Here is a 19,655-nt window from a genome sequence, read left to right on the forward strand (position 1 = left end):
CTTAAGCCCGCAGCCGCGCGACGAGGCGGGCGAGGCCGGCCTCCGCCGCGGCGAGGTCGGGCGCCGGGCCCGGGGCGTACAGGTTCTCGGTCAGCGCCCGGCCGGGGCCGCGGCCGAAGAAGTCGGTGCGCAAGGCCGCGTCGAGCCCCGCCGGCCCCTCGACCCCGAGGCTGCGGGCGAGCCGCCGGGCGAGGCGCGCCAGGGCGACACGGCGCTCGCCCGGCGGCAGGGCGCGGGCGGCGGCGAGCTCGGCCAGCGCCGCGCGGCGGATCGGGCGGGCGCGCCAGCGCGGCAGCAGCCAGGCGGCGAGGGCGGCGAGCGCCAGGCCGGCGCCGATCGCCGCCAGCATGTCGAGCCGGACCAGCGCCGGATCGGGCGGGGCGTGCAGGCCGCGAAGCCCGGCGAGCGCCGCGTCACAGCACGGCATCGAGCCGCTCCATCAGGGGGGCGAAGCCTTCGGGTCCCGTCTCGGTGTCGAGGCGCAGGGTCGTGACGCCGAGGCGGGCGAGACCCGCGATCCGCTCCTCCGGTGCCGGCCGCTCGCGCCCGATCCGCGCGGTGCCGCGCCGCCCGTCCGGCGTGGCGTAGGGGTAGAGGCCGGGCGGGGCCTCGCGCTCGAAGGCGTCGCTCACCAGGATCAGGCTCACCGAGATCCGCTCGGCGAGCGCCGCCAGGGTCTCCGGGAAGCCGTCGCCGGGAGCGTCGAGGGCGCTCGCCAGGACGAGGTGCCCGCCCGCCGGCAGCAGGGCGCGGGCCCGCTCCAGGGCGGGGCCCAACGGCGGATCCGCACGGGCGGGATCTCCATGGGGGGCGGCCGCGAGCGCGCTGTCGTGCGCGCGGGCGAGGCCCTGGCAGACGGCCGCCATGCCGCGCCCGCCGCCCCGCGGCGGCAGCGCCACCGGCTCGGGGGCGGCGACGCAGAGCCCGACCCGGCCGCCATCGCCGGCGATGCGCCAGCCGAGCAGCGCCAGCGCTTCCGCCGCGGCGACCGAGCGCAAGGAGCGGCGGGTGCCGACCAGCATCGAGGGCCGGATGTCGGCGAGCAGCACCACGGCGCGGTCGCGCTCCTCGTGGTGGGTCCGGACGTGGAGCGTGCCGGTGCGGGCGGTGGCGTTGCGGTCGATGTGGCGCACGTCGTCACCCTCGGCCCAGAGGCGGACGTCGTCGGGCTCGCTGCCGCGCCCGCGCCGCCGGGTGACGATGCCGCCGGGCAGCCCCGAGCGTCCCTGGCTCGTCGCCCCGGCGCCGCGGCGGGCGAGGTGGCGCAGACCCATCAGCGCCCCGGCCTCGACGGCGATGCCGGGACCCTTGAGCGGATCCGTGCCGGGAAGCGGCCGTGCCGCGGCGGGGACCATCGTCAGAGCGGCCGCACCCGGTCGAGCAGGCCGGCCACCAGGGCGCGGGCGGTCTGCCCTTCCGCCGCGGCGCGCCAGGTGAGCGCGAGGCGGTGGGCGAGCGCGTCGCCGGCGAGCGCCACGACGTCGTCGGGCACGACGTGGTCGCGCCCGTGCAGGTAGGCCCGGGCCTTGCCGGCGAGCATCAGGGCGAGCGTGCCGCGGGGCGAGACCGGGTGCTCGATGGCGCCGCGCAGGTCCGCCGCCGCCGGGCCGCCCCGGGTGGCGGCGACGAGGCGGACCAGAAAATCCTTGAGGGCCGGCGAGACGTGGGTCTTGAGCGCGGCGGCGCGGGCGGCGCGCAGCTCGTCCGCCGTGAGGCGCACCGGCATCGGCGCCGCCTCCTCGGTCATCTCGCCCTCGACGAGGTCGAGGATGCGGCGCTCGGAGGCCTCGTCGGGCATCTCGACGACGACGTGGAGCAGGAACCGGTCGAGCTGCGCCTCCGGCAGCGGGAAGGTGCCGGCATGCTCGATCGGGTTCTGGGTCGCCACCACCATGAAGGGATCGGGCAGGGGGTGGGTGATGCCCGCCACCGTCACCTGCCGCTCGGCCATCGCCTCGAGGAGCGCCGACTGCACCTTGGGCGGCGCGCGGTTGACCTCGTCGACCAGCACCAGGGAATGGAACAGGGGACCCGCCAGGAACTCGAACCGGCCGCCGTCGGGCCGCCAGACCGTGGTGCCGGTGAGGTCGGCGGGCATCAGGTCGGGGGTGCACTGGATGCGGGCAAAGCCCGTATCGAGCCCGTCGGCGAGGCGCTTGACCGCCCGGGTCTTGGCGAGGCCCGGCGCGCCCTCGATCAGGAGGTGGCCGCCGGTGAGGAGCCCGATCAAGAGCCGCTCGACGAGGCCGGACGCGCCGATCAGGCCCGCCTCCAAGCCGGTCCGCAGGGCGTGGAGCCGCGCGCGCACCGGGTCGTCGGCTCCCGCGATGCTGCGCATCACGGCCTGCTCAGCGCCTCGCGCCATCCTGGCGTCTCCCCTCGGGCCGGTGCTTCGTGGTCCGGCGTTGCCGGGGATGAGGCCGTGTCTTGCGGAGGGCGTCAATCCCGTGGGAGGCGGGGGTGGGGTGTGCTTAAGTCCGCGGTGAGGACGAGGGGGCCGGCGGCAACGTCCGCCTTGCGCGGCTTGAACGAGAATCGCGGGATCCCCGCTCCCGTTTGGGAGAGGGGTAGGGGCGATCGGAGATCGCGCGAGGGTGGCTCGGTTGGTGAGGGTGGCTCGGTTTCCGCCATGACCCTGAGCCGTCGGGCGGCACAGCTCGGCCCTCGGTGGCGTATCCGGAACCCGAGCCACCCTCACCCCCGGCCCCTCTCCCAAACGGGAGAGGGGAGGGCGCTCCCTGGAGGAGCGCGCTGCCTCACAGTGCCAGATTCCTCACACCGTCCAGGGCGCCGGCCGGTTCGGACCGATCCCGTAGCGGGCCACCGCCTCCGCCACCGTGGCGCGGTCGAGCTTGCCCTCGTCGGCGAGCGCCGCGAGCGCCGCCACCGCGACGTGGTGCCGGTCGACCTCGAAGAAGGCGCGCAGCGCGCTGCGGGTGTCGCTGCGGCCGAAGCCGTCGGTGCCGAGCGTCACGTAACGGGCCTGGATCGCGGTCGCGATCAGCTGCGGGTAGGCGCGGACGTAATCGGTCGCAACGACGACCGGCGCGGAGCCGGACAGCGATTCCTCGACGAGGCTGCGCTTTTGCGGCAGGCCCGGGTTCAGGCGGTTGGCGCGCTCGACCTCGCGGGCCTCGCGGGCGAGTTCGCTGAAGCTCGTGACGCTGTGGACCTCGCTGGCGATGCCCCAATCCTCGGCGAGCAGCTTCGCCGCGGCGATGACCTCGGGCAGGATCGCACCGGAGCCGAGAAGACGGATAGCCGGCTCATCATCTCCATAGCCGGCAAAGCGATACATCCCGCGGATGATCCCGTCCCGCACGCCAGCGGGCATCGAGGGCTGGGCGTAGTTTTCGTTCATCGCCGTGACGTAGTAGAACGCGTCGACGTCGCGCTCCATCATGTCGCGGGCGCCGTGATCGAGGATCACCGCCATCTCGTAGGCGAAGGCCGGGTCGTAGGCGCGGCAATTCGGGATCGTCGCCGCGACGAGGTGGCTCGACCCGTCCTGGTGCTGCAGCCCCTCGCCGCCGAGCGTGGTGCGGCCCGCCGTGGCGCCGATCAGGAAGCCGCGGGCGCGCTGGTCGGCCGCGGCCCAGATCAAGTCGCCGACGCGCTGGAAGCCGAACATCGAGTAGTAGATGTAGAACGGCAGCATCGCGAGGCCGTGGACGCTGTAGGACGTCGCGGCCGCGGCCCAGGACGAGATCGCGCCCGCTTCCGTGATGCCCTCCTCCAGGAGCTGCCCGTCGCGGGATTCCTTGTAGTAGAGCATCGAGCCGGCATCCTCCGGCTCGTAGAGCTGGCCGAGAGGCGAGTAGATGCCGACCTGCCGGAAGAGGTTGGCCATGCCGAAGGTGCGCGCCTCGTCGGCGACGATCGGCACGACCCGCGGGCCCAGCTCCTTGTGCTTGATCAGGCTGCTGAACAGCCGCACCGCCGCGGTGGTGGTGGACATCTCCTTGCCGTCGGCCTCGAGCGCGAAGCCTGCGTAAGTGCCGAGGTCCGGCACCGCAACGTGGGCGGCACTGCGCCGGCGCTTGGGCAGGAAGCCGCCGAGTTGTTCGCGGCGCTCGCGCAGGTAGCGCAATTCGCGGCTGTTCTCGTCGGGCTTGTAGAATTCCAGCCGCTCGACCTGCGCGTCGGTGAGCGGCAGGGCGAAGCGATCGCGGAAGGCCTTCAGCGCGTCGGTGTCGAGCTTCTTCGCCTGGTGGGCGGTCATGCGCGATTCGCCCGCGCCGCCCATGCCGTAGCCCTTCTTGGTCTTGGCCAGGATCACGGTCGGGCGGCCCTTGGTCGCCTTGGCGGCGGCGAAGGCCGCGTAGAGCTTGCGGAAATCGTGGCCGCCACGCTTGAGCTTGTCGACGTCGCCGTCCGACATGTGGGAGACCAGCGCCTTCACCTCCTCGTCCTCACCGAAGAAGTGGGCGAGGTTGTAGGCGCCGTCCTTCGCTCCCAGCGTCTGGTACTTGCCGTCGACCGTGGCGGCGAAGCGGCGCAGCAGGGCGTGGTTGGTGTCGCGGGCGAAGATCGCGTCCCATTCCGAGCCCCACAGCACCTTGACGACGTTCCAGCCGGCGCCGCGGAAAACGCTCTCCAGCTCCTGGATGATCTGGCCGTTGCCGCGCACCGGCCCGTCGAGGCGCTGGAGGTTGCAGTTGATGACGAAGGTGACGTTGTCGAGCTTTTCGCGGGCGGCGAGCGTCAGCGCGCCGATCGATTCCGGCTCGTCCATCTCGCCGTCGCCGAACACGCCCCAGACGTGCTGGCCGCTCGTTTCGGCGAGGCCGCGGTCGCTCAGGTAGCGCATGAAGCGCGCCTGGTAGATCGCGTTCATCGGCCCGATGCCCATCGAGCCGGTCGGCACCTGCCAGAATTCGGGCATCAGCCAGGGATGCGGGTACGAGCACAGGCCCTCGCCGGCGATCTCCTGGCGGTAATGCCTGAGGTTGGTCTCGGAGAGCCGCCCCTCCAGGAAGGCGCGGGCATAGACGCCGGGCGCCGAGTGCGGCTGGAAGAACACGAGGTCGGCGCCGGCCCCGGATGCGTCGCCGGCCTGGAAGAAGTGGTTGAAGCCGAGCTCGAAGATCTCGGCGGCAGACGCGTAGCTCGCGACGTGGCCGCCAAGCTCACCGTACGCCATGTTGGCCCGCACCACCATGGCGAGCGCGTTCCAGCGCATGATCGAGGTGATGCGCTCCTCGACCGCGAGGTCGCCCGGATAGGGCGGCTGCTTCTCGAGCGAGATCGTGTTGCGGTAGGGCGAGTAGGGCGGCGCCTCCTCGACGATTCCGATCTCCCGCGCCTTCTGCTCCAGCCGGTCGAGCAGGAAGCGGGCGCGCGCCGCGCCGCCGTGGCGGAGCACCGATTCGAGCGAGGCGAGCCAGTCCGCGGTCTCGGCCGGATCCGGATCGGCCACGCCGCGGGGACCCAGGATGGCCTGTCCGTTTGCTTGACCGTTCTCGTTGACCGGCACGGCCGGGATCGGCTTGGCGCTCGCGCTCATGGCGTCGTGTCTCCCATCGATGGCGCCAGGATAATCCCCCGGTCGCGGCAGAGGCTGCTTCGTTTGCCGCCGCTTCGGCAGGAAGCGCAAAACATTTTCGCGGGAACACGCCCGGCCGGTCGTTCTTGCCGCACTCGCCGGCCACGCTTCGGCGAGACGCAGTCGATCCCGTCCCGGCGATGGATGGGCGTCCGGCGTCGCCCGTCGGGTAGCGTCAATGGCACTTTTGTCCTAAGCTCCCGGGCAAAGTCGGGCCGTGCGGGGCCGGCCCTCCCGTCGCTTTCCCCTGGCCGAACCGGCATCGGCGTGGGGAGATGGGGTCGGCGGCCCGCTTAGCGACCGGACGCGCTCGGGAGCCACCATTCCGATGACCGCCGATACGGCTTCCACCCTGCTCCAAACTCCCCTGCACGCGCTGCACCAGGAGGCCGGCGCCCGGATGGTGCCGTTCGCCGGCTATAGGATGCCGCTGCAATACCCGCTCGGGCTCATGAAGGAGCACCTGCACACCCGCAGGGCGGCCGGTTTGTTCGACGTCTCTCACATGGGCCAGGTCGCCGTACGGGCCCGCTCCGGCGATCCCGCGGACGCCGCCCGCGCCCTCGAGACGGTGCTGCCGATCGACGTGATCGGCCTCCAGCCCGGGCGCCAGCGCTACGGCTTCCTGACGACGCAGGGCGGTGGCATCCTCGACGACCTGATGATTGCCAACCTCGGCGACCACTACCTCTTGGTCGTCAACGCCGCCAACAAGGCCGCGGCCCTCGCCCACTTGCTCGATGCGATCGGCACCGAGTGCAGCGTCGAGCCGGTCGACCGTGCGCTGATCGCGCTCCAGGGGCCGGGGGCGGAAGGAGCGCTCGCCCGTCACCTGCCGGTGGTCGCCGAGATGCGGTTCATGGATGCGCGGCCGATCGCGTTCGCGGGCGAGGACGGCGTCGTCGTGCGGGCCGGCTACACCGGCGAGGACGGGTTCGAGATCGCGCTGCCGGCCGAGGCCGCCGTGGCGCTCGCCCGGGCGCTGCTGGCCGACCCGGAGGTGAAGCCGATCGGTCTCGGCGCCCGCGATTCCTTGCGCCTCGAAGCGGGCCTGTGCCTGCACGGCTCGGACATCGACCACGAGACCTCGCCGGTCGAGGCCGGCCTGTCCTGGGCGATCCCGAAGGTGCGGCGTCACGGCGGTGCCCGGGCCGGCGGTTTTCCCGGCGCCGAGCGCATCCTGGCGGAACTGACGGAGGGGCCGGCGCGGCTGCGGGTGGGCCTGCGGCCGGAGGGGCGCACCCCGGTGCGGGCCGGTGCGGCGCTCTACGAGGCCGCCGACGCCCCCGAGGCGGTCGGCCGGGTGACCTCCGGCGGCTTCGGGCCGAGCCTGGACGGGCCGATCGCCATGGGGGTGCTGCCGAGCCCCCTCGCGGTGCCCGGCACACAGGTCTTCGCCGAGGTGCGCGGCCAGCGCCTGCCCTGCGCGGTGGTGCCGCTGCCGTTCCGCCCCGCCGGCTTCAAGCGCTCCTGACACAAAGGAAAACACACATGCTGAAATACACCGACGAGCACGAGTGGCTGCGCCTGGAGGGCGACGTGGCGACGGTGGGCATCACCGACCACGCCGCCGAGCAGCTCGGCGACCTCGTCTTCGTCGAGCTGCCGAAGGTCGGCGCCACGCTGACCAAGGGCGCCGCCGCCGCGGTGGTGGAATCGGTCAAGGCGGCCTCCGACGTCTACGCGCCGGTCGACGGCGAGGTGACCGAGGTCAACGAGTCCGCGGTGAGCAACCCGGAGAGCGTCGGCACCGACCCGCAGGGCGCCGGCTGGCTCTACCGCGTGCGCCTCAGCGACCCGTCGCAGCTCGACGGATTGATGGACGAGACGGCCTACCGGGCCTTCGTCGGTTGATCTGTTCCAATACCCAGCATAGCGCGGGATCCCCTCTCCCGAGTGGGAGAGGGGTAGGGGTGAGGGTGACACGCTTCAGTATCAAGCGAAGAGTGTGGTGCTGGTAGCGGGACCTTCAGAGCTAGGCTCAGAACCGTAGCACCCTCACCCCCTGGCCCCTCTCCCAAACGGGAGAGGGGAGGCGCGCTCCATCTTTTGAGCCGCATCTCACGACCCCGGTCAGGACACGCCTCCCATGCCGATGGACAAGTACGATCCCTACGACTTCGCCAACCGCCGCCATATCGGCCCGTCGGTGGACGAGATCGCCCGGATGCTGGAGGTGGTCGGCGCCCCGAGCCTCGACGCCCTGATCGACGAGACCCTGCCGGCGGGCATCCGGCAGACGGACGCGACCGAGTTCGGCGCCGCCCTGTCGGAGCGCCGGGCGATCGAGCGCCTGCGCGCCACCGCGAACAAGAACAAGCTCCTGACCTCGCTGATCGGCCAGGGCTATCACGGCACCACGATGCCGCCGGCGATCCAGCGCAACATCTTCGAGAACCCGGCCTGGTACACGGCCTACTCGCCCTACCAGCCCGAGATCAGCCAGGGCCGGCTCGAGGCGCTCCTCAACTTCCAGACCTGCGTCGGCGACCTGACCGGGCTCGACATCGCCAACGCCTCGCTCCTCGACGAGGCCACGGCCGCCGCCGAGGCGATGGGCATGGCGCGCCGGATCGCCACCGCCAAGCCCGACACCTTCTTCGTCGACGCGCAGTGCCTGCCCCAGACCATCGCGGTGCTGAAGACCCGGGCCGAGCCGTTCGGCTGGCAGATCGTCGTCGGCGATCCCTTCACCGACCTCGATCCGACCTCGGTCTTCGGCGCGATCGTCCAGTATCCGGGCGTCGAGGGCGCGGCCCACGACTTCACCGACGTGATCGCGAAGCTCCATGACGCGGGTGCCATCGCCGTGGTGGCGGCCGATCCGCTGGCGCTGACGGTGCTGAAGCCCCCTGGCGAGATGGGCGCCGACATCGCGGTCGGCTCGATGCAGCGCTTCGGCGTGCCGATGGGCTATGGCGGTCCCCACGCCGCCTACATGGCGACGCGGGACGCCCACAAGCGGGCGCTCCCCGGGCGCATCGTCGGCGTCTCGGTCGATTCCCGCGGCAACCGCGCCTACCGGCTCTCGCTCCAGACCCGCGAGCAGCACATCCGGCGCGAGAAGGCGACCTCGAACATCTGCACCAGCCAGGTGCTGCTCGCGGTCATCGCCTCGATGTACGCGGTGTTCCACGGGCCGCGCGGGCTCAAGGCGATCGCGATGCGCATCCATCGCGACGCGACGCGCCTCGCCGCCGGCCTGAACCGGCTCGGCTTCGAGACCCATCCGGATGCCTTCTTCGACACGATCACCGTGACGGTCGGGCCGTTCCAGGGCGTGATCCTGAAGAACGCCGTCGCCAACGGGATCAACCTGCGGAAAGTCGGAGCTGACCGCATCGGCATCACGGTCGACGAGCGCACCCGGCCCGACATCATCGAGGCGGTGTGGCGCGCCTTCGGGGGCGACGCGCTCGCTTACGACGAAGCTTGGCCCGAGCCGCGGCTGCCGGCGGGTCTTGTCCGCACCTCCGAGTACCTGACCCACCCGATCTTCCACATGAACCGGGCCGAGAGCGAGATGACGCGCTACATGCGCCGCCTCGCCGACCGCGACCTCGCCCTCGACCGGGCGATGATCCCGCTGGGCTCCTGCACGATGAAGCTCAACGCGACCGCCGAGATGCTGCCGGTCTCGTGGCCGGAATTCTCGGAGCTGCACCCCTTCGCGCCGAAGGACCAGGCCGAGGGCTACGCCGAGATGATCGCCGATCTCTCCCAAAAACTCGCCGACATCACCGGCTACGCGGCGATCTCGATGCAGCCGAATTCCGGCGCGCAGGGCGAGTATGCGGGCCTGCTCGCGATCCGCGCCTATCACCTGTCGCGCGGGGAGGGGCACCGGACGGTCTGCCTGATTCCGTCCTCGGCCCACGGCACCAACCCGGCCTCGGCGCAGATGTGCGGCATGACCGTGGTGGTGGTCGGCGCCGACCGCAACGGCAACGTCGACGTGGCCGATTTCCGTGCCAAGGCCGAGAAGCATGGGTCGAACCTCGCCGCGTGCATGATCACCTACCCGTCCACCCACGGGGTGTTCGAGGAGGCGGTGCGGGAGATCTGCGACATCACCCACGCCCATGGCGGCCAGGTCTACCTCGACGGCGCCAACCTCAACGCGCTCGTCGGCCTCGCGAGGCCCGGCGACATCGGGGCGGATGTCAGCCACATCAACCTGCACAAGACCTTCTGCATCCCGCATGGCGGCGGCGGGCCCGGCATGGGGCCGATCGGCGTCAAGGCGCACCTGATCCCGTTCCTGCCCGGCCACGTCGAGACCGACGGGCGCGAGTTCTCGGTCTCGGCCGCGCCCTACGGCTCGGCGGCGATCCTGCCGATCTCCTGGAGCTACTGCCTGCTGATGGGCGGGCGCGGGCTGACGCAAGCCACCCGCATCGCGATCCTCAACGCCAACTACATCGCGCGTCGCCTCGCGGGTGCCTACGACGTCCTCTACACCGGCAGCCACGGCCGGGTGGCGCACGAGTGCATCATCGACGCCCGCCCGCTGATGAAGAGCGCGGGCGTCAGCGTCGAGGACATCGCCAAGCGGCTGATCGATTGCGGCTTCCACCCGCCGACGATGAGCTGGCCGGTGGCCGGTACCCTGATGATCGAGCCGACCGAGTCCGAGACCAAGGGCGAGATCGACCGCTTCTGCGACGCCATGCTGGCGATCCGCGACGAGATCCGGGCGATCGAGGAGGGCCGGATGGCCCGGGCCGACAACCCGCTCAAGAACGCGCCCCATACGGTGGAGGACCTGATCGGCCCCTGGGAGCGGCCCTATTCCCGCGAGGCCGCCTGCTTCCCGGCCGGCGCCTTCCGGGTCGACAAGTACTGGCCGCCGGTCAACCGGGTCGACAACGCCTACGGCGACCGCAACCTGGTCTGCGCCTGCCCGCCGGTGGAGAGCTACATGAAGGCGGCGGAGTAGCGGCCAATGGGCGGCCATTTCGATGGCCGCCCACTCCATTTAAAACTTGAACATGTATAGTATTTAAGCGATTTTACACGGACCCTTGCTGCTCTTTGCCGGACTCTCGGATGCTCGAAAATTGGGATGCGAGGCGGCGAAAATGGATCTTGTACACGTCTCACGAAAGTCATAGTGCCGATTGTAAGAAATATCCATTTGAGAAAATACCAAAAAATATATTCCTAGATACAAACGTAATAAATATAATTGTAAAATATCCGTATCAGATATTCGAGCATGGGAATATCCCGTTAGAAGTTCCCATATCAAGAGCGAAAGAAATTGAAGCATTACTGCATATTTTTCAGGTCGGACAGCGCGCATGCTGGGATATATATGCATCTGAAAAGAGTCTTGAAGAAATAAGCCAAACTTCCAATTCTGATTTAAAGTATGATTTATCTGAGTATGCACATGCTCTTATCGACATCCACTCTTCTGGGAGCAGTCACAGCCGTAGTCTTGGACGACGAATATCAAAATCATCAATTTTCTCGGCTCTTCCCGATGCAAACGATCGTGAATTGCTTGGCAATGCTATTGGATTGGGATGTGACGCATTCTGCACGTGTGATCATAAGACAATCATACGCAAGAGACATTTGCTGCCGAAATTGGCATTGCGAATTTTAAATCCGATTGAATGGTGGCATCATATAAAACAATGGGCTGGTCTTTGGTGTTGAAGATATAACATCTTAATTTACAAAAAATATAATTATTTAAAATTTATGATTCGAAACCTGTTTTCGCAAACATCCTCCTCGATCTGTCCGGAACTGAATAAAACACGGGATCCCCTCTCCCGAGTGGGAGAGGGGTAGGGGTGAGGGTGGCTCGGGCTCAGGATCGAGCACCGAGCGTTGAGCTGTGCAGCTCGACGGTTCAGGGTCATTGCGGAAGCCGAGCCACCCTCACCCCCAGCCCCTCTCCCAGACGGGAGAGGCGAGACGCGCCTTGCATTTGTTCGGATGGATCAAGCGGAGATGATATCGTGAGCGGCGATTTCTAATTGTCGGCATCGTACAACTTCACTCGGGATGAGTATGCCCCTCTTCATCAAGGGTCCAACGGTCGACGCGCTCGCCCACGACCCAGCATCCCTCACGCGTGGCACCGAGACCGAGGCGGTGCGACAAGCCTCACGCGGCGCGCTCGCATGCGAAACGGACGATCTCGTCGCCCAGCCGACCGCCTTCGCGCGTAGGCTGCGGGAGCAGGCCGGCCCGAACCCGCAGCCCGTCGATCAGGCCTTCCTCAATGGCCTCTACGGAGGCTCGTGAGTGACGTTCGGCGACGAACACCTCACCCCGCCTCCCCCACGTAATCCCGCCAGATCGCCTTCTCCCCCAATCCCGCCGCGAAGGCGGCGTGCGCCGCCCGCTCGGTATCGGTGAGGCGGCTGCGGGTCGGGCGCGGGCCGTGCTCGACCGGTGCGGCGCGTAACGAAGGACCGGCCGGGCCGGCACTGCCCTCCACCGTCAGCCCGAGCGTGGTCTGCTTGCCGCCGAGCAGCTCGATATAGACCTCGGCGAGGATCTGCGAGTCGAGGAGCGCGCCGTGCTTGGTGCGGCGGGAATTGTCGATGCCGTAGCGCGAGCACAGCGCGTCGAGGTTGTTGGCCGCGCCCGGATGCTTGCGGCGGGCGAGCGCCAGGGTGTCGACGACGGAAGCCAGCTCGATCGGGGGCGGGGCCTTGTCGCCGAGGCGCGCGTACTCGGCGTTGAGGAAGCCGACGTCGAAGGCGGCGTTGTGGATCACCAGGGTGGCGTCGCCGCAGAACTCCAGGAAGTCGGGCAGGATCTGCGCGAAGAGCGGCTTGTCGGCGAGGAACGCATCCGAGAGGCCGTGGACCCGGAACGCGCCCTCCGACACCGCCCGCTGCGGGTTGATGTAGCGGTGGAACTCGCGCCCCGACGGGATGTGGTTCAGGAGTTCGATGCAGCCGATCTCGATCAGCCGGTCGGTCTTGGCCTCGGTGCCGGTGGTCTCGGTGTCGAGGACGATCTCGCGCAGCATCCTGCGGCTCCCTTCCAGACGGGTGTTTCGGCCGGTGTAGCGAGGAAGCGTTAACCGGCCCGCTTCGCCTCTGCGGCCGCGATCACCGCCTCGACCTGCGCCTCGGCGTGCGGGAAGCCCCGGTCGGTCTCGATCAGGTAGTCGGCGCGCCGGCGCTTCTCGGTGTCGGGCATCTGCTTGGCCAGGATCTGCGCGAAGGCCTCCTCGGTCATCCCCGGCCGGGCGAGCACCCGGGCGCGCTGCACCTCGGGCGGGGCGGTGACCACCGCGACGGCGTCGCAGTTGCGCTCGCCGCCGGTCTCGAACAGGAGCGGCACGTCGAGCACGACGAGCGGCGCGGCCGCATGGGTGGCGAGGAAGGCGTCGCGGGCACGGCCCACCAGGGGATGGACCAGGGCCTCCAGCCGGCGCAGGTGCTCGGGGTGGCCGAGCACCGCCTGGCGCAACGCCGCGCGATCGACGGCGCCGTCCGGGCCGAGCGTGCCGGGGAAGGCCTCGCCGATCGCGGCCGCGGCGGCTCCACCCGGGCCGTAGAGGGCGTGCACGCAGGCATCGGCGTCGTGGACCGGCACGCCGCGCGCGCGGAACATCGCCGCGGTGGCGCTCTTGCCCATGCCGATCGAGCCGGTGAGGCCGAGAACGAACGGCCGGCTCATCCGTGAGACCTGAGATCGGCGACGATGCGGGCGCGCAAGGCGGGCGACACCTCGGGCGTGCGGCCGAACCAGCGCGAGAAGCCCGGCACCGCCTGGTGCAGCAGCATGCCGAGCCCGTCGACGGCGGGAAGCCCCCGGGTCCGGGCGGCGGCGAGAAGCGGCGTTTCGAGCGGCACGTAGACGATGTCGGCCACCGCCGCCGCGCCGGGCAACGGCGCGAGGTCGAGGGAGAGCGGGTCCTGCCCGGCCATGCCGAGCGCCGTGGTGTTGATGAGGAGCCCGGTCTCCGGCAGCTGCGCCGGCACCGCGTCCCAGGACACCGCCGTGATCCGGGAGGGATCGAGGGCGGTCAGGCCCTCAGCCCGCTCGGCGCTGCGATTGGCGACGATCAGGCGGTCGAGGCCCCGTTCGAGGAGCCCGACCAGGATCGCGCGGGCCGCCCCGCCGGCGCCGAGCACCAGGGCGGCGCGCGCGTCCGCGACACCCGTCGCCTCCGGCCAGCCCGCGCCGAGGCTGGCATCGAGATGGGCGAGGAAGCCCGGCGCGTCGGTGTTGTCGCCGTGCAGGCGCCCGTCCTCGAACCACAGGGTGTTCACGGCGCCGATCCGCTCCGCCCGCGGCGTCAGCACCTGGCTGAGGCGGAACGCCGCCTCCTTGTGCGGGATCGTGACGTTGCCGCCGACGAAGCCCTCGGCCCGCAGGCCGCGGACGAAGTCCGGAAAGGCGTCGGGATGGACGTCGACGCGCTCGTAAGCACCGGGCAGGCCGTGCTCGGCGAGCCAGTGGCCGTGAATCAGCGGCGAGCGGGAATGAGCGATCGGGTGGCCGACCACGAAGGCTCGGGGATGCGGGATCGTCATCGGGAAGGTCGTCTCAGAAGGCAAGAAGTCCCCGCCCGCGCAACCGCGCGAGCAGCGGCAGGAGCGGCAGGCCCAGGATGGTCGAGTGGTCGCCCTCGATGCGGTCGAACAGGTGGATGCCGACGCCCTCGAGCTGGTAGGCGCCGACGCTGCCGGTGACGGCGGGGCCGGCGGCGTCGAGATAGGCGTCGAGTCCCGCCACATCGAGCGGCCGCATCGTCAGCCGGGCCGTCGCGACGAAACGCTCGACCACCGCGCCGTCGATCGCCAGCGCCACGGCCGAGTGCAGGGCGTGGGTGCGCCCTTGCAGGCGCGCGAGGTGGGCGGCAGCCCCCTGGCGGTCGGCGGGCTTGTGGAAGACCGCGCCGTCGAGGTCGAGCACCTGGTCGGCCCCGATCACCACCCGGTCGGGCGCGACCGACGCGACCGACGCCGCCTTGGCCTCGGCCAGGCGCTCGGCCAAGCCCTCGGGAGAGAGGCCGGTCGCCGCCGCCTCCACGGCGCGCTCGTCCACCCCCGGCGACCGGATCTCGGGATCGAGACCCGCGGAGGCGAGGAGCGCGCGCCGGGTCGGGCTCGTCGAGGCGAGGAGGAGCGGCGCGCGGCCGCGCCAGAGGGAGGAGGCGTGCGGCATCGTCTCTAGTCCGCGATGAACTTCAGGCGGTGCTCGCGGTGGAGGTCGACGATCGCGGCGGCCGTCTCCTCGATCGAGCGCCGCGTGACGTCGATCACCGGCCAGCGGTTGCGGGCGAAGAGCCGGCGCGAGGTCGCGATCTCGTTCGCCACCGAATCGCGGTCGACGTAGGAGGAGGAATCGTCGGCCTTGAGGCTGAGCAGGCGGTTCTGGCGGATCTGCACGATCCGCTCCGGCGAGGCGATCAGCCCGACGATGAGCGGCTGGCGCAGGGTCTCGAGCACCGCCGGCGGCGGCACGCCCGGGATCAGCGGGATGTTGGTGGTCTTCAGGCCGCGATTGGCGAGGTAGATCGCCGTCGGCGTCTTCGAGGTGCGGCTCACCCCGAGCAGGATCACGTCCGCCTCGTTGAGGTCGGGCGGCAGGTTGCCGTCGTCGTGGGCGAGCGTGAAGTTCATCGCGTCGATGCGCTTGAAGTACTCCGCGTTCAGCATGTGCTGGGCGCCCGGCCGGGCGGTGGAGTGGGCGCCGAGATAGGATTGCAGCAGCCGGTGCACCGGCTCCAGCACCGAGAGCAGCGGCGAGCCGGTGGCCCGGCAGGCCTCCTCCAGCCGCTCGGTCAGCTCGCGCCCGACCAGGGTGTAGAGCACGATGCCGGGGGCCTGCTCGATCTCGTTGATCACCCGCTCGAGCTGGGTGCCCGAGCGCACGAGGGGATAGACGTGCTCGATCGCCGAGACCCCCTCGTACTGCGCCGCCGCGGCGCGGCCGACATTGATCAGGGTCTCGCCGGTGGAGTCCGACACGAGGTGGAGGTGGAAGTAGCTGCGGACCACGCGGGCTCCCCGGGCTCGCCGCGCGGGCGCGGCGGACGCAAGCCGAATCCGGCGCCCGGCCTGTCGTCCACCGATCGGCCGCGCGGAGTCGATGAGTGTGGATAATACGCCGGCGAAGCGAGGTCCAGGCGCGAGGCCTGTGGGTTAACGGCTCGACGGCTCAACAGGCCGGCCGTTAACACTCCTGGCGGGCCGCCCGTGGGAGAATCCGGGACGTGGGACCGCCGAGTCGAGCCTGACGGGCGCCAAGCCCCTCGTGACTCTCGTCATCCTTCGACAATGGAGCAAATCTGTTAAAGCCCTCTTAACGCACCGGCGGTGGGGACGGCCTGTGGACGCCGCTGGAGCCCCGCGACGCCTGCCCCCAGTAGAAAAAACAGATTCCTAGAATCTCTCTTTTCTTTTCAGAGGCCTGGGTGGGGATGGGCCTCCTTGCGGGTCGCGACGACGCGCCGGGCTGGCGCCGGGGAGCGGTTCTCGGCATAGGGAAGCAGGCCGCCGGCACGACGCGGGCATCGAGGTTTTCGGGGGGCATGAGATGAGCGGAACCGCGGGAGCCGGACGGGGAGCCGCTGAGCGGCCGATCCTGCGGGTGCTGAACGGCGAGGCGCTCTCGCCGCCTCCCGCCTGGATGATGCGCCAGGCCGGGCGCTACCTGCCGGAATACCGGGCGGTGCGGGCCGAGGCCGGGTCCTTCCTCGACCTCTGCTACAACCCCGACTTCGCCACCGAGGTCACCCTGCAGCCGATCCGCCGCTTCGGCTTCGAGGCGTCGATCCTGTTCTCCGACATCCTGGTGGTGCCCCACGCGCTCGGCCAGGACGTGCGCTTCGTGGAAGGGGAGGGGCCCCGCCTCGACCCGATGGCCGGCCGGGCGGAGTTCGAGCGGCTGATCGAGGCGGGCGACCCGCGGGTCATGCGGCACCTGGCTCCCGTCTTCGAGACCGTCTCGCGGCTGCGGGCGGCGCTGCCGGCCGAGACGACGCTGCTGGGCTTCTGCGGCGCGCCCTGGACGGTCGCGAGCTACATGATCGGCGGGCGCGGCACGCCGGACCTGGCGCCGGCCCGGGCGCTCGCCGCCCGCGACCCCGCCCTCCTCGACGCCCTGATCGACCGGCTGGTCGCGGTCTCGACCGAGTACCTGGTGCGCCAGTTCGAGGCCGGCGCCGACGCGGTGCAGATCTTCGAGAGCCATGCCGGCAGCCTGCCGGACGTACCTCGGGCGGAGGGCGGCGACGCGCTGTCGCGCTGGAGCTTCCGTCCCATCGCCCGGATCGTGTCCGGCATCCGCGCCCGGGTGCCGGGCGCGAAGATCATCGTGTTCGCCCGCGGCTCGGGGCTCGACGGCCACGCCCGCGTCGCGGACGAGACCGGCGCCGACGCGGTCGGGGTCGACTGGGCGGTGGATCTGGCCGCGCTGCGCGCCCGCCTGCCGGCCTCGGTGGTCACGCAGGGCAACCTCCACCCCGAAACCCTGATCGCCGGCGGCGAGGCCCTGGACGCGGCCGTGGACGCGATCCTCGAGGCCACCGCCGGCACGCCCCACATCTTCAACCTCGGCCACGGCATCACCCCGCAGACGCCGATACCCCATGTCGAGCGGATGCTGGCGCGGCTGCGGCGGTGAGGGGAGGGGGCATCGGATCGAACCCGGCACGCCCCCGTCACGAGCGCCGATCCCGCCCGCGACCTCGTCCTGAGGTGCTGCCGCGTGCGGCAGCCTCGAAGGAGGCCTCCGGACATCTCGGCGATCTCTGGAGGCCTCCGTCGCGGTCGGTCGATCTTCGATCGACCAACGCCTCAGGATGAGGTCGAGAGTGTGAGACGTGAACAAGGCAATCGACCATCCCCCATAGGAACAGCCCCACCGTGTATCTCTGGATCAAGGCCGCCCACATCATCTCGCTCATCGCCTGGATGGCGGCGATGCTCTACCTGCCGCGACTGTTCGTCTATCACGCCGCGCTGCCGGCGGGGTCGCCCCAGGGCGAGACCTTCAAGGTGATGGAACGGCGCCTCGCCAAGGCGATCATGCTGCCGGGAATGATCGCCACCTGGATCTTCGGCATCGCGCTCGCGGTGATGAGCGGCGCTTACACGCAGGGGTGGCTGCACGCCAAGGTCGCCCTGGTTCTCGCGATGAGCGGCATCCACGGCTGGCTGTCGCGGATGGTCAAGGATTTCGCCGCCGGCCGGAACACCCGCAGCCCCAAATTCTACCGGGTGCTCAACGAGGTGCCGACGCTCCTGATGATCCTCATCGTGATCCTGGTGGTCGTGAAGCCCTTCTGAGGGCCACGTCCCGTCTCAAGGGGGACGTCTTGGTTCAAGGCGTCTCGGCTCAAGGAGATGTCATGGCGACCATCGAGACGCGGGCCCTCTCCCTCACCCTGGCCGGGCGTTCCCTGAGCCTGTCGGTCGACCGGATCGGCGAGGGACCGCCGGCCCTGCTGCTGCCGGCCCTGTCGTCGATCTCGACCCGCGAGGAGATGCGGCCCCTGGCGATGCGGCTCTCCGCCCGCCACCGCTGCCTGGTGCCGGACTGGCCCGGCTTCGGCGCGCAGCCGCGCGCCCGGGTGCCGCTCGCGCCCGACACGCTCCACGCCTTCCTCGACGCCCTGCTGGCGCAGGAACCCGGCCCCTACGCGCTGGGGATCGCGGCGGGGCACGCGGCCGGCTACCTCGTCGCCGCGGCGGCCCGGCACCCGGGCGCCTTCGCTCGGCTGGTCCTGGTGGCGCCGACCTGGCGCGGACCGCTGCCGACCGCGATGGGCGAGGAGCGCCGGCCGCTCTTCGGACGGCTGCGCCGCGCGGTCGAGGCACCGGGCCTCGGCAACCTGCTCTACCGGCTGAACGTCAGCACGCCGGTCGTGGCGCGGATGATGCAAGCCCACGTCTACGCCGACCGGGCCCGGGTCACCCCGGCGCTGCTGGCCGAGAAGCGGCGGGTGACGCACCAGCCCCGCGCCCGCTTCGGCACGGCGGCCTTCGTCACCGGGGGGCTCGACCCGGTCCGGACCCGCGAGGAGTTCCACGCCCTGTTCGGCCCCGGCCTGCCGCCGGTCACGATGCTGCGCCCGAAGGGCGCGCCGCGCCGCTCCGGCGCCGAGATGACGGCGCTCGCCGAGGCCGGGCTCGTGCGCGGCGTGGCGATCCCGGGGGCGCTCGCCGCCCACGAGGAATGCCCCGAGGCGGTCGCGGCCGCGATCCTCGCCCCCGAGGCGTAAGGGGATGCGGGCGCGCCTCGCCGCGGCGCTGTTCCTTTCTGCCGCGGCACTTTTCCTTTCTGCCGCGGCGCTTGCCCTGACGATCGCCGGGGCCGCGGCCGAGCCGGCGCCCCGTCCCTACCTCGTCGAGGGCGCCCTCGACGCCGCCGCGATCCTGCCTCCGCCGCCGAAGCCCGGCAGCGCCGCGCAGGACGCCGACGCGGCGGCCTACGCCGCGACCCGGGCGCTCGCCGGCACGCCGCGCTGGCAACTCGCCGTCGCCGACGTCCCCTCCGGCGTGGCCCGGCTCCTCGACGGCTTCTCCTGCGCCGCCGGCCGGCGCCTCGACCCCGCCCGGCGGCCGGCGCTCGCCGCGCTCCTCGCCCGCACCCGCCGCGACGTGGTGGCGGTGGTACGCGACGCCAAGGGGCGTTTCGCGCGGGGCCGGCCGCATCTCGGCAACGACGAACCCCTCTGCGTTCCGCGCAGCGAGGCCCTCGACCGGAGCTTCGCCTACCCTTCCGGCCACGCCACCGAGGGCTGGACCTTCGGCCTCGTGCTGGCCGCCCTGATGCCGGAGCGCGCCGGCCCGCTCCTCGCCCGCGCCCGGACCTACGGCGAGAGCCGGATCGTCTGCGGGGTACACTGGGCGAGCGACGTCGAGGCGGGCCGCCTCACCGGCAGCGCCCTGTTCGCCGCGCTCGTCGGCGATGCCGCGTTCCGGGCCGACCTCGAGCGGGCCCGGGCCGAGCTCGCCGACGGTTTCGCGGTGCCGCCGCCGGAGCCTGCGTCCTGCGCCCGAGAGGATGAGATGACCGTACCTCGGCCCTGAAACCGGCTTGACTTGCCCGGTAGAATTGGCAGGCTCTGCGTCACACTAGGGTCGTGCTGCAAAACCGGGGAGCCATAACTGATGAC

Annotated in this window: 18 protein-coding genes; 9 read left to right on the forward strand and 9 right to left on the reverse strand. The window is 70.8% G+C overall.

Annotation, left to right across the window (positions count from 1 at the left end):
- Position 1: 1 nt before the first annotated feature.
- From DK419_RS20445 to mdeB, 4 genes are all read right to left on the reverse strand, one after another.
- Positions 2-427 carry a DUF4381 family protein gene (locus DK419_RS20445; RefSeq protein WP_109960720.1) on the reverse strand — a complete coding sequence of 142 codons (426 nt, stop codon included), beginning with the start codon at positions 425-427 and terminating at the stop codon, positions 2-4.
- Positions 414-1,355, reverse strand: coding sequence for a DUF58 domain-containing protein (locus DK419_RS20450; protein ID WP_425352598.1), 942 nt, complete (start codon positions 1,353-1,355; stop codon positions 414-416). The genes DK419_RS20445 and DK419_RS20450 overlap by 14 nt, the downstream gene beginning before the upstream one ends.
- A gap of 2 nt (positions 1,356-1,357) precedes the next feature.
- Positions 1,358-2,338, reverse strand: coding sequence for an AAA family ATPase (locus DK419_RS20455; protein ID WP_208642376.1), 981 nt, complete (start codon positions 2,336-2,338; stop codon positions 1,358-1,360).
- Between the two features lie 435 nt (positions 2,339-2,773).
- Positions 2,774-5,506 (reverse strand): alpha-ketoglutarate dehydrogenase, encoded by a 2,733-nt coding sequence (mdeB, locus tag DK419_RS20460; RefSeq protein ID WP_109960722.1) that lies wholly within the window; start codon positions 5,504-5,506, stop codon positions 2,774-2,776.
- A gap of 367 nt (positions 5,507-5,873) precedes the next feature.
- Here mdeB and gcvT point away from each other — a divergent pair, with 367 nt between their 5' ends.
- From gcvT to DK419_RS20480, 5 genes are all read left to right on the forward strand, one after another.
- Positions 5,874-7,019 (forward strand): glycine cleavage system aminomethyltransferase GcvT, encoded by a 1,146-nt coding sequence (gene gcvT / locus DK419_RS20465; protein ID WP_109960723.1) that lies wholly within the window; start codon positions 5,874-5,876, stop codon positions 7,017-7,019.
- A gap of 17 nt (positions 7,020-7,036) precedes the next feature.
- Complete coding sequence (gene gcvH, locus DK419_RS20470) at positions 7,037-7,399, forward strand: glycine cleavage system protein GcvH (RefSeq protein WP_109960724.1); 363 nt, start codon at positions 7,037-7,039, stop codon at positions 7,397-7,399.
- A gap of 235 nt (positions 7,400-7,634) precedes the next feature.
- Positions 7,635-10,484, forward strand: a complete 2,850-nt coding sequence (gene gcvP / locus DK419_RS20475) for an aminomethyl-transferring glycine dehydrogenase (protein ID WP_109960725.1) — start codon at positions 7,635-7,637, stop codon at positions 10,482-10,484.
- Between the two features lie 149 nt (positions 10,485-10,633).
- Positions 10,634-11,212, forward strand: coding sequence for a hypothetical protein (locus tag DK419_RS28765; protein WP_162561326.1), 579 nt, complete (start codon positions 10,634-10,636; stop codon positions 11,210-11,212).
- Between the two features lie 360 nt (positions 11,213-11,572).
- Complete coding sequence (locus tag DK419_RS20480) at positions 11,573-11,809, forward strand: type II toxin-antitoxin system VapB family antitoxin (protein ID WP_109960726.1); 237 nt, start codon at positions 11,573-11,575, stop codon at positions 11,807-11,809.
- A gap of 22 nt (positions 11,810-11,831) precedes the next feature.
- Here DK419_RS20480 and dnaQ read toward each other — a convergent pair whose 3' ends face one another.
- Genes dnaQ through DK419_RS20505 form a run of 5 tightly spaced genes read right to left on the reverse strand, consistent with a single transcriptional unit; the run spans position 11,832 to position 15,531 of the window.
- Entirely contained in the window at positions 11,832-12,545 is a 714-nt protein-coding gene (gene dnaQ, locus DK419_RS20485; RefSeq protein WP_109960727.1) for a DNA polymerase III subunit epsilon, read from the reverse strand.
- Positions 12,546-12,595: 50 nt separating this feature from the next.
- Positions 12,596-13,201 (reverse strand): dephospho-CoA kinase, encoded by a 606-nt coding sequence (gene coaE, locus DK419_RS20490; protein ID WP_109960728.1) that lies wholly within the window; start codon positions 13,199-13,201, stop codon positions 12,596-12,598.
- The gene (locus DK419_RS20495) at positions 13,198-14,061 is read right to left on the reverse strand and encodes a shikimate dehydrogenase (protein WP_109960729.1); all 864 of its coding nucleotides are present in this window, start codon (positions 14,059-14,061) and stop codon (positions 13,198-13,200) included. Before DK419_RS20495 ends, coaE begins: the two co-directional genes overlap by 4 nt.
- Positions 14,062-14,074: 13 nt before the next feature.
- On the reverse strand, positions 14,075-14,695 hold the full coding sequence (locus DK419_RS20500; protein WP_109960730.1) for a Maf family protein: 621 nt from the start codon (positions 14,693-14,695) through the stop codon (positions 14,075-14,077).
- A gap of 5 nt (positions 14,696-14,700) precedes the next feature.
- Positions 14,701-15,531, reverse strand: coding sequence for a pyruvate, water dikinase regulatory protein (locus DK419_RS20505; protein WP_109960731.1), 831 nt, complete (start codon positions 15,529-15,531; stop codon positions 14,701-14,703).
- Between the two features lie 538 nt (positions 15,532-16,069).
- Here DK419_RS20505 and hemE point away from each other — a divergent pair.
- The 4 genes from hemE to DK419_RS20525 all read left to right on the forward strand — a co-directional run bounded on the left by hemE (position 16,070) and on the right by DK419_RS20525 (position 19,569).
- Positions 16,070-17,158, forward strand: coding sequence for a uroporphyrinogen decarboxylase (hemE, locus tag DK419_RS20510; RefSeq protein WP_109960732.1), 1,089 nt, complete (start codon positions 16,070-16,072; stop codon positions 17,156-17,158).
- Between the two features lie 242 nt (positions 17,159-17,400).
- Entirely contained in the window at positions 17,401-17,823 is a 423-nt protein-coding gene (hemJ, locus tag DK419_RS20515; protein ID WP_109960733.1) for a protoporphyrinogen oxidase HemJ, read from the forward strand.
- A 71-nt stretch (positions 17,824-17,894) separates the two neighbouring features.
- Positions 17,895-18,758 (forward strand): alpha/beta fold hydrolase, encoded by an 864-nt coding sequence (locus DK419_RS20520; protein ID WP_109962404.1) that lies wholly within the window; start codon positions 17,895-17,897, stop codon positions 18,756-18,758.
- A gap of 4 nt (positions 18,759-18,762) precedes the next feature.
- The gene (locus tag DK419_RS20525; protein WP_109960734.1) at positions 18,763-19,569 is read left to right on the forward strand and encodes an acid phosphatase; all 807 of its coding nucleotides are present in this window, start codon (positions 18,763-18,765) and stop codon (positions 19,567-19,569) included.
- Positions 19,570-19,655 lie beyond the last annotated feature (86 nt).

Source organism: Methylobacterium terrae, from assembly GCF_003173755.1.
In the GTDB taxonomy this organism is placed as follows: domain Bacteria; phylum Pseudomonadota; class Alphaproteobacteria; order Rhizobiales; family Beijerinckiaceae; genus Methylobacterium; species Methylobacterium terrae.

What these genes read in the sequence shown, in the direction of transcription:
- coaE (WP_109960728.1), bottom strand. Translation starts at nt 13,201, where the DNA reads ATGAGCCGGCCGTTCGTTCTCGGCCTCACCGGCTCGATCGGCATGGGC.
- DK419_RS20500 (WP_109960730.1), bottom strand. Translation starts at nt 14,695, where the DNA reads ATGCCGCACGCCTCCTCCCTCTGGCGCGGCCGCGCGCCGCTCCTCCTC.
- DK419_RS20450 (WP_425352598.1), bottom strand. Translation starts at nt 1,355, where the DNA reads ATGGTCCCCGCCGCGGCACGGCCGCTTCCCGGCACGGATCCGCTCAAG.
- DK419_RS20455 (WP_208642376.1), bottom strand. Translation starts at nt 2,338, where the DNA reads ATGCGCAGCATCGCGGGAGCCGACGACCCGGTGCGCGCGCGGCTCCAC.
- gcvH (WP_109960724.1), top strand. Translation starts at nt 7,037, where the DNA reads ATGCTGAAATACACCGACGAGCACGAGTGGCTGCGCCTGGAGGGCGAC.
- DK419_RS20480 (WP_109960726.1), top strand. Translation starts at nt 11,573, where the DNA reads ATGCCCCTCTTCATCAAGGGTCCAACGGTCGACGCGCTCGCCCACGAC.
- dnaQ (WP_109960727.1), bottom strand. Translation starts at nt 12,545, where the DNA reads ATGCTGCGCGAGATCGTCCTCGACACCGAGACCACCGGCACCGAGGCC.
- mdeB (WP_109960722.1), bottom strand. Translation starts at nt 5,506, where the DNA reads ATGAGCGCGAGCGCCAAGCCGATCCCGGCCGTGCCGGTCAACGAGAAC.
- DK419_RS20445 (WP_109960720.1), bottom strand. Translation starts at nt 427, where the DNA reads ATGCCGTGCTGTGACGCGGCGCTCGCCGGGCTTCGCGGCCTGCACGCC.
- hemE (WP_109960732.1), top strand. Translation starts at nt 16,070, where the DNA reads ATGAGCGGAACCGCGGGAGCCGGACGGGGAGCCGCTGAGCGGCCGATC.
- gcvP (WP_109960725.1), top strand. Translation starts at nt 7,635, where the DNA reads ATGCCGATGGACAAGTACGATCCCTACGACTTCGCCAACCGCCGCCAT.
- DK419_RS20495 (WP_109960729.1), bottom strand. Translation starts at nt 14,061, where the DNA reads ATGACGATCCCGCATCCCCGAGCCTTCGTGGTCGGCCACCCGATCGCT.
- DK419_RS20525 (WP_109960734.1), top strand. Translation starts at nt 18,763, where the DNA reads ATGCGGGCGCGCCTCGCCGCGGCGCTGTTCCTTTCTGCCGCGGCACTT.
- gcvT (WP_109960723.1), top strand. Translation starts at nt 5,874, where the DNA reads ATGACCGCCGATACGGCTTCCACCCTGCTCCAAACTCCCCTGCACGCG.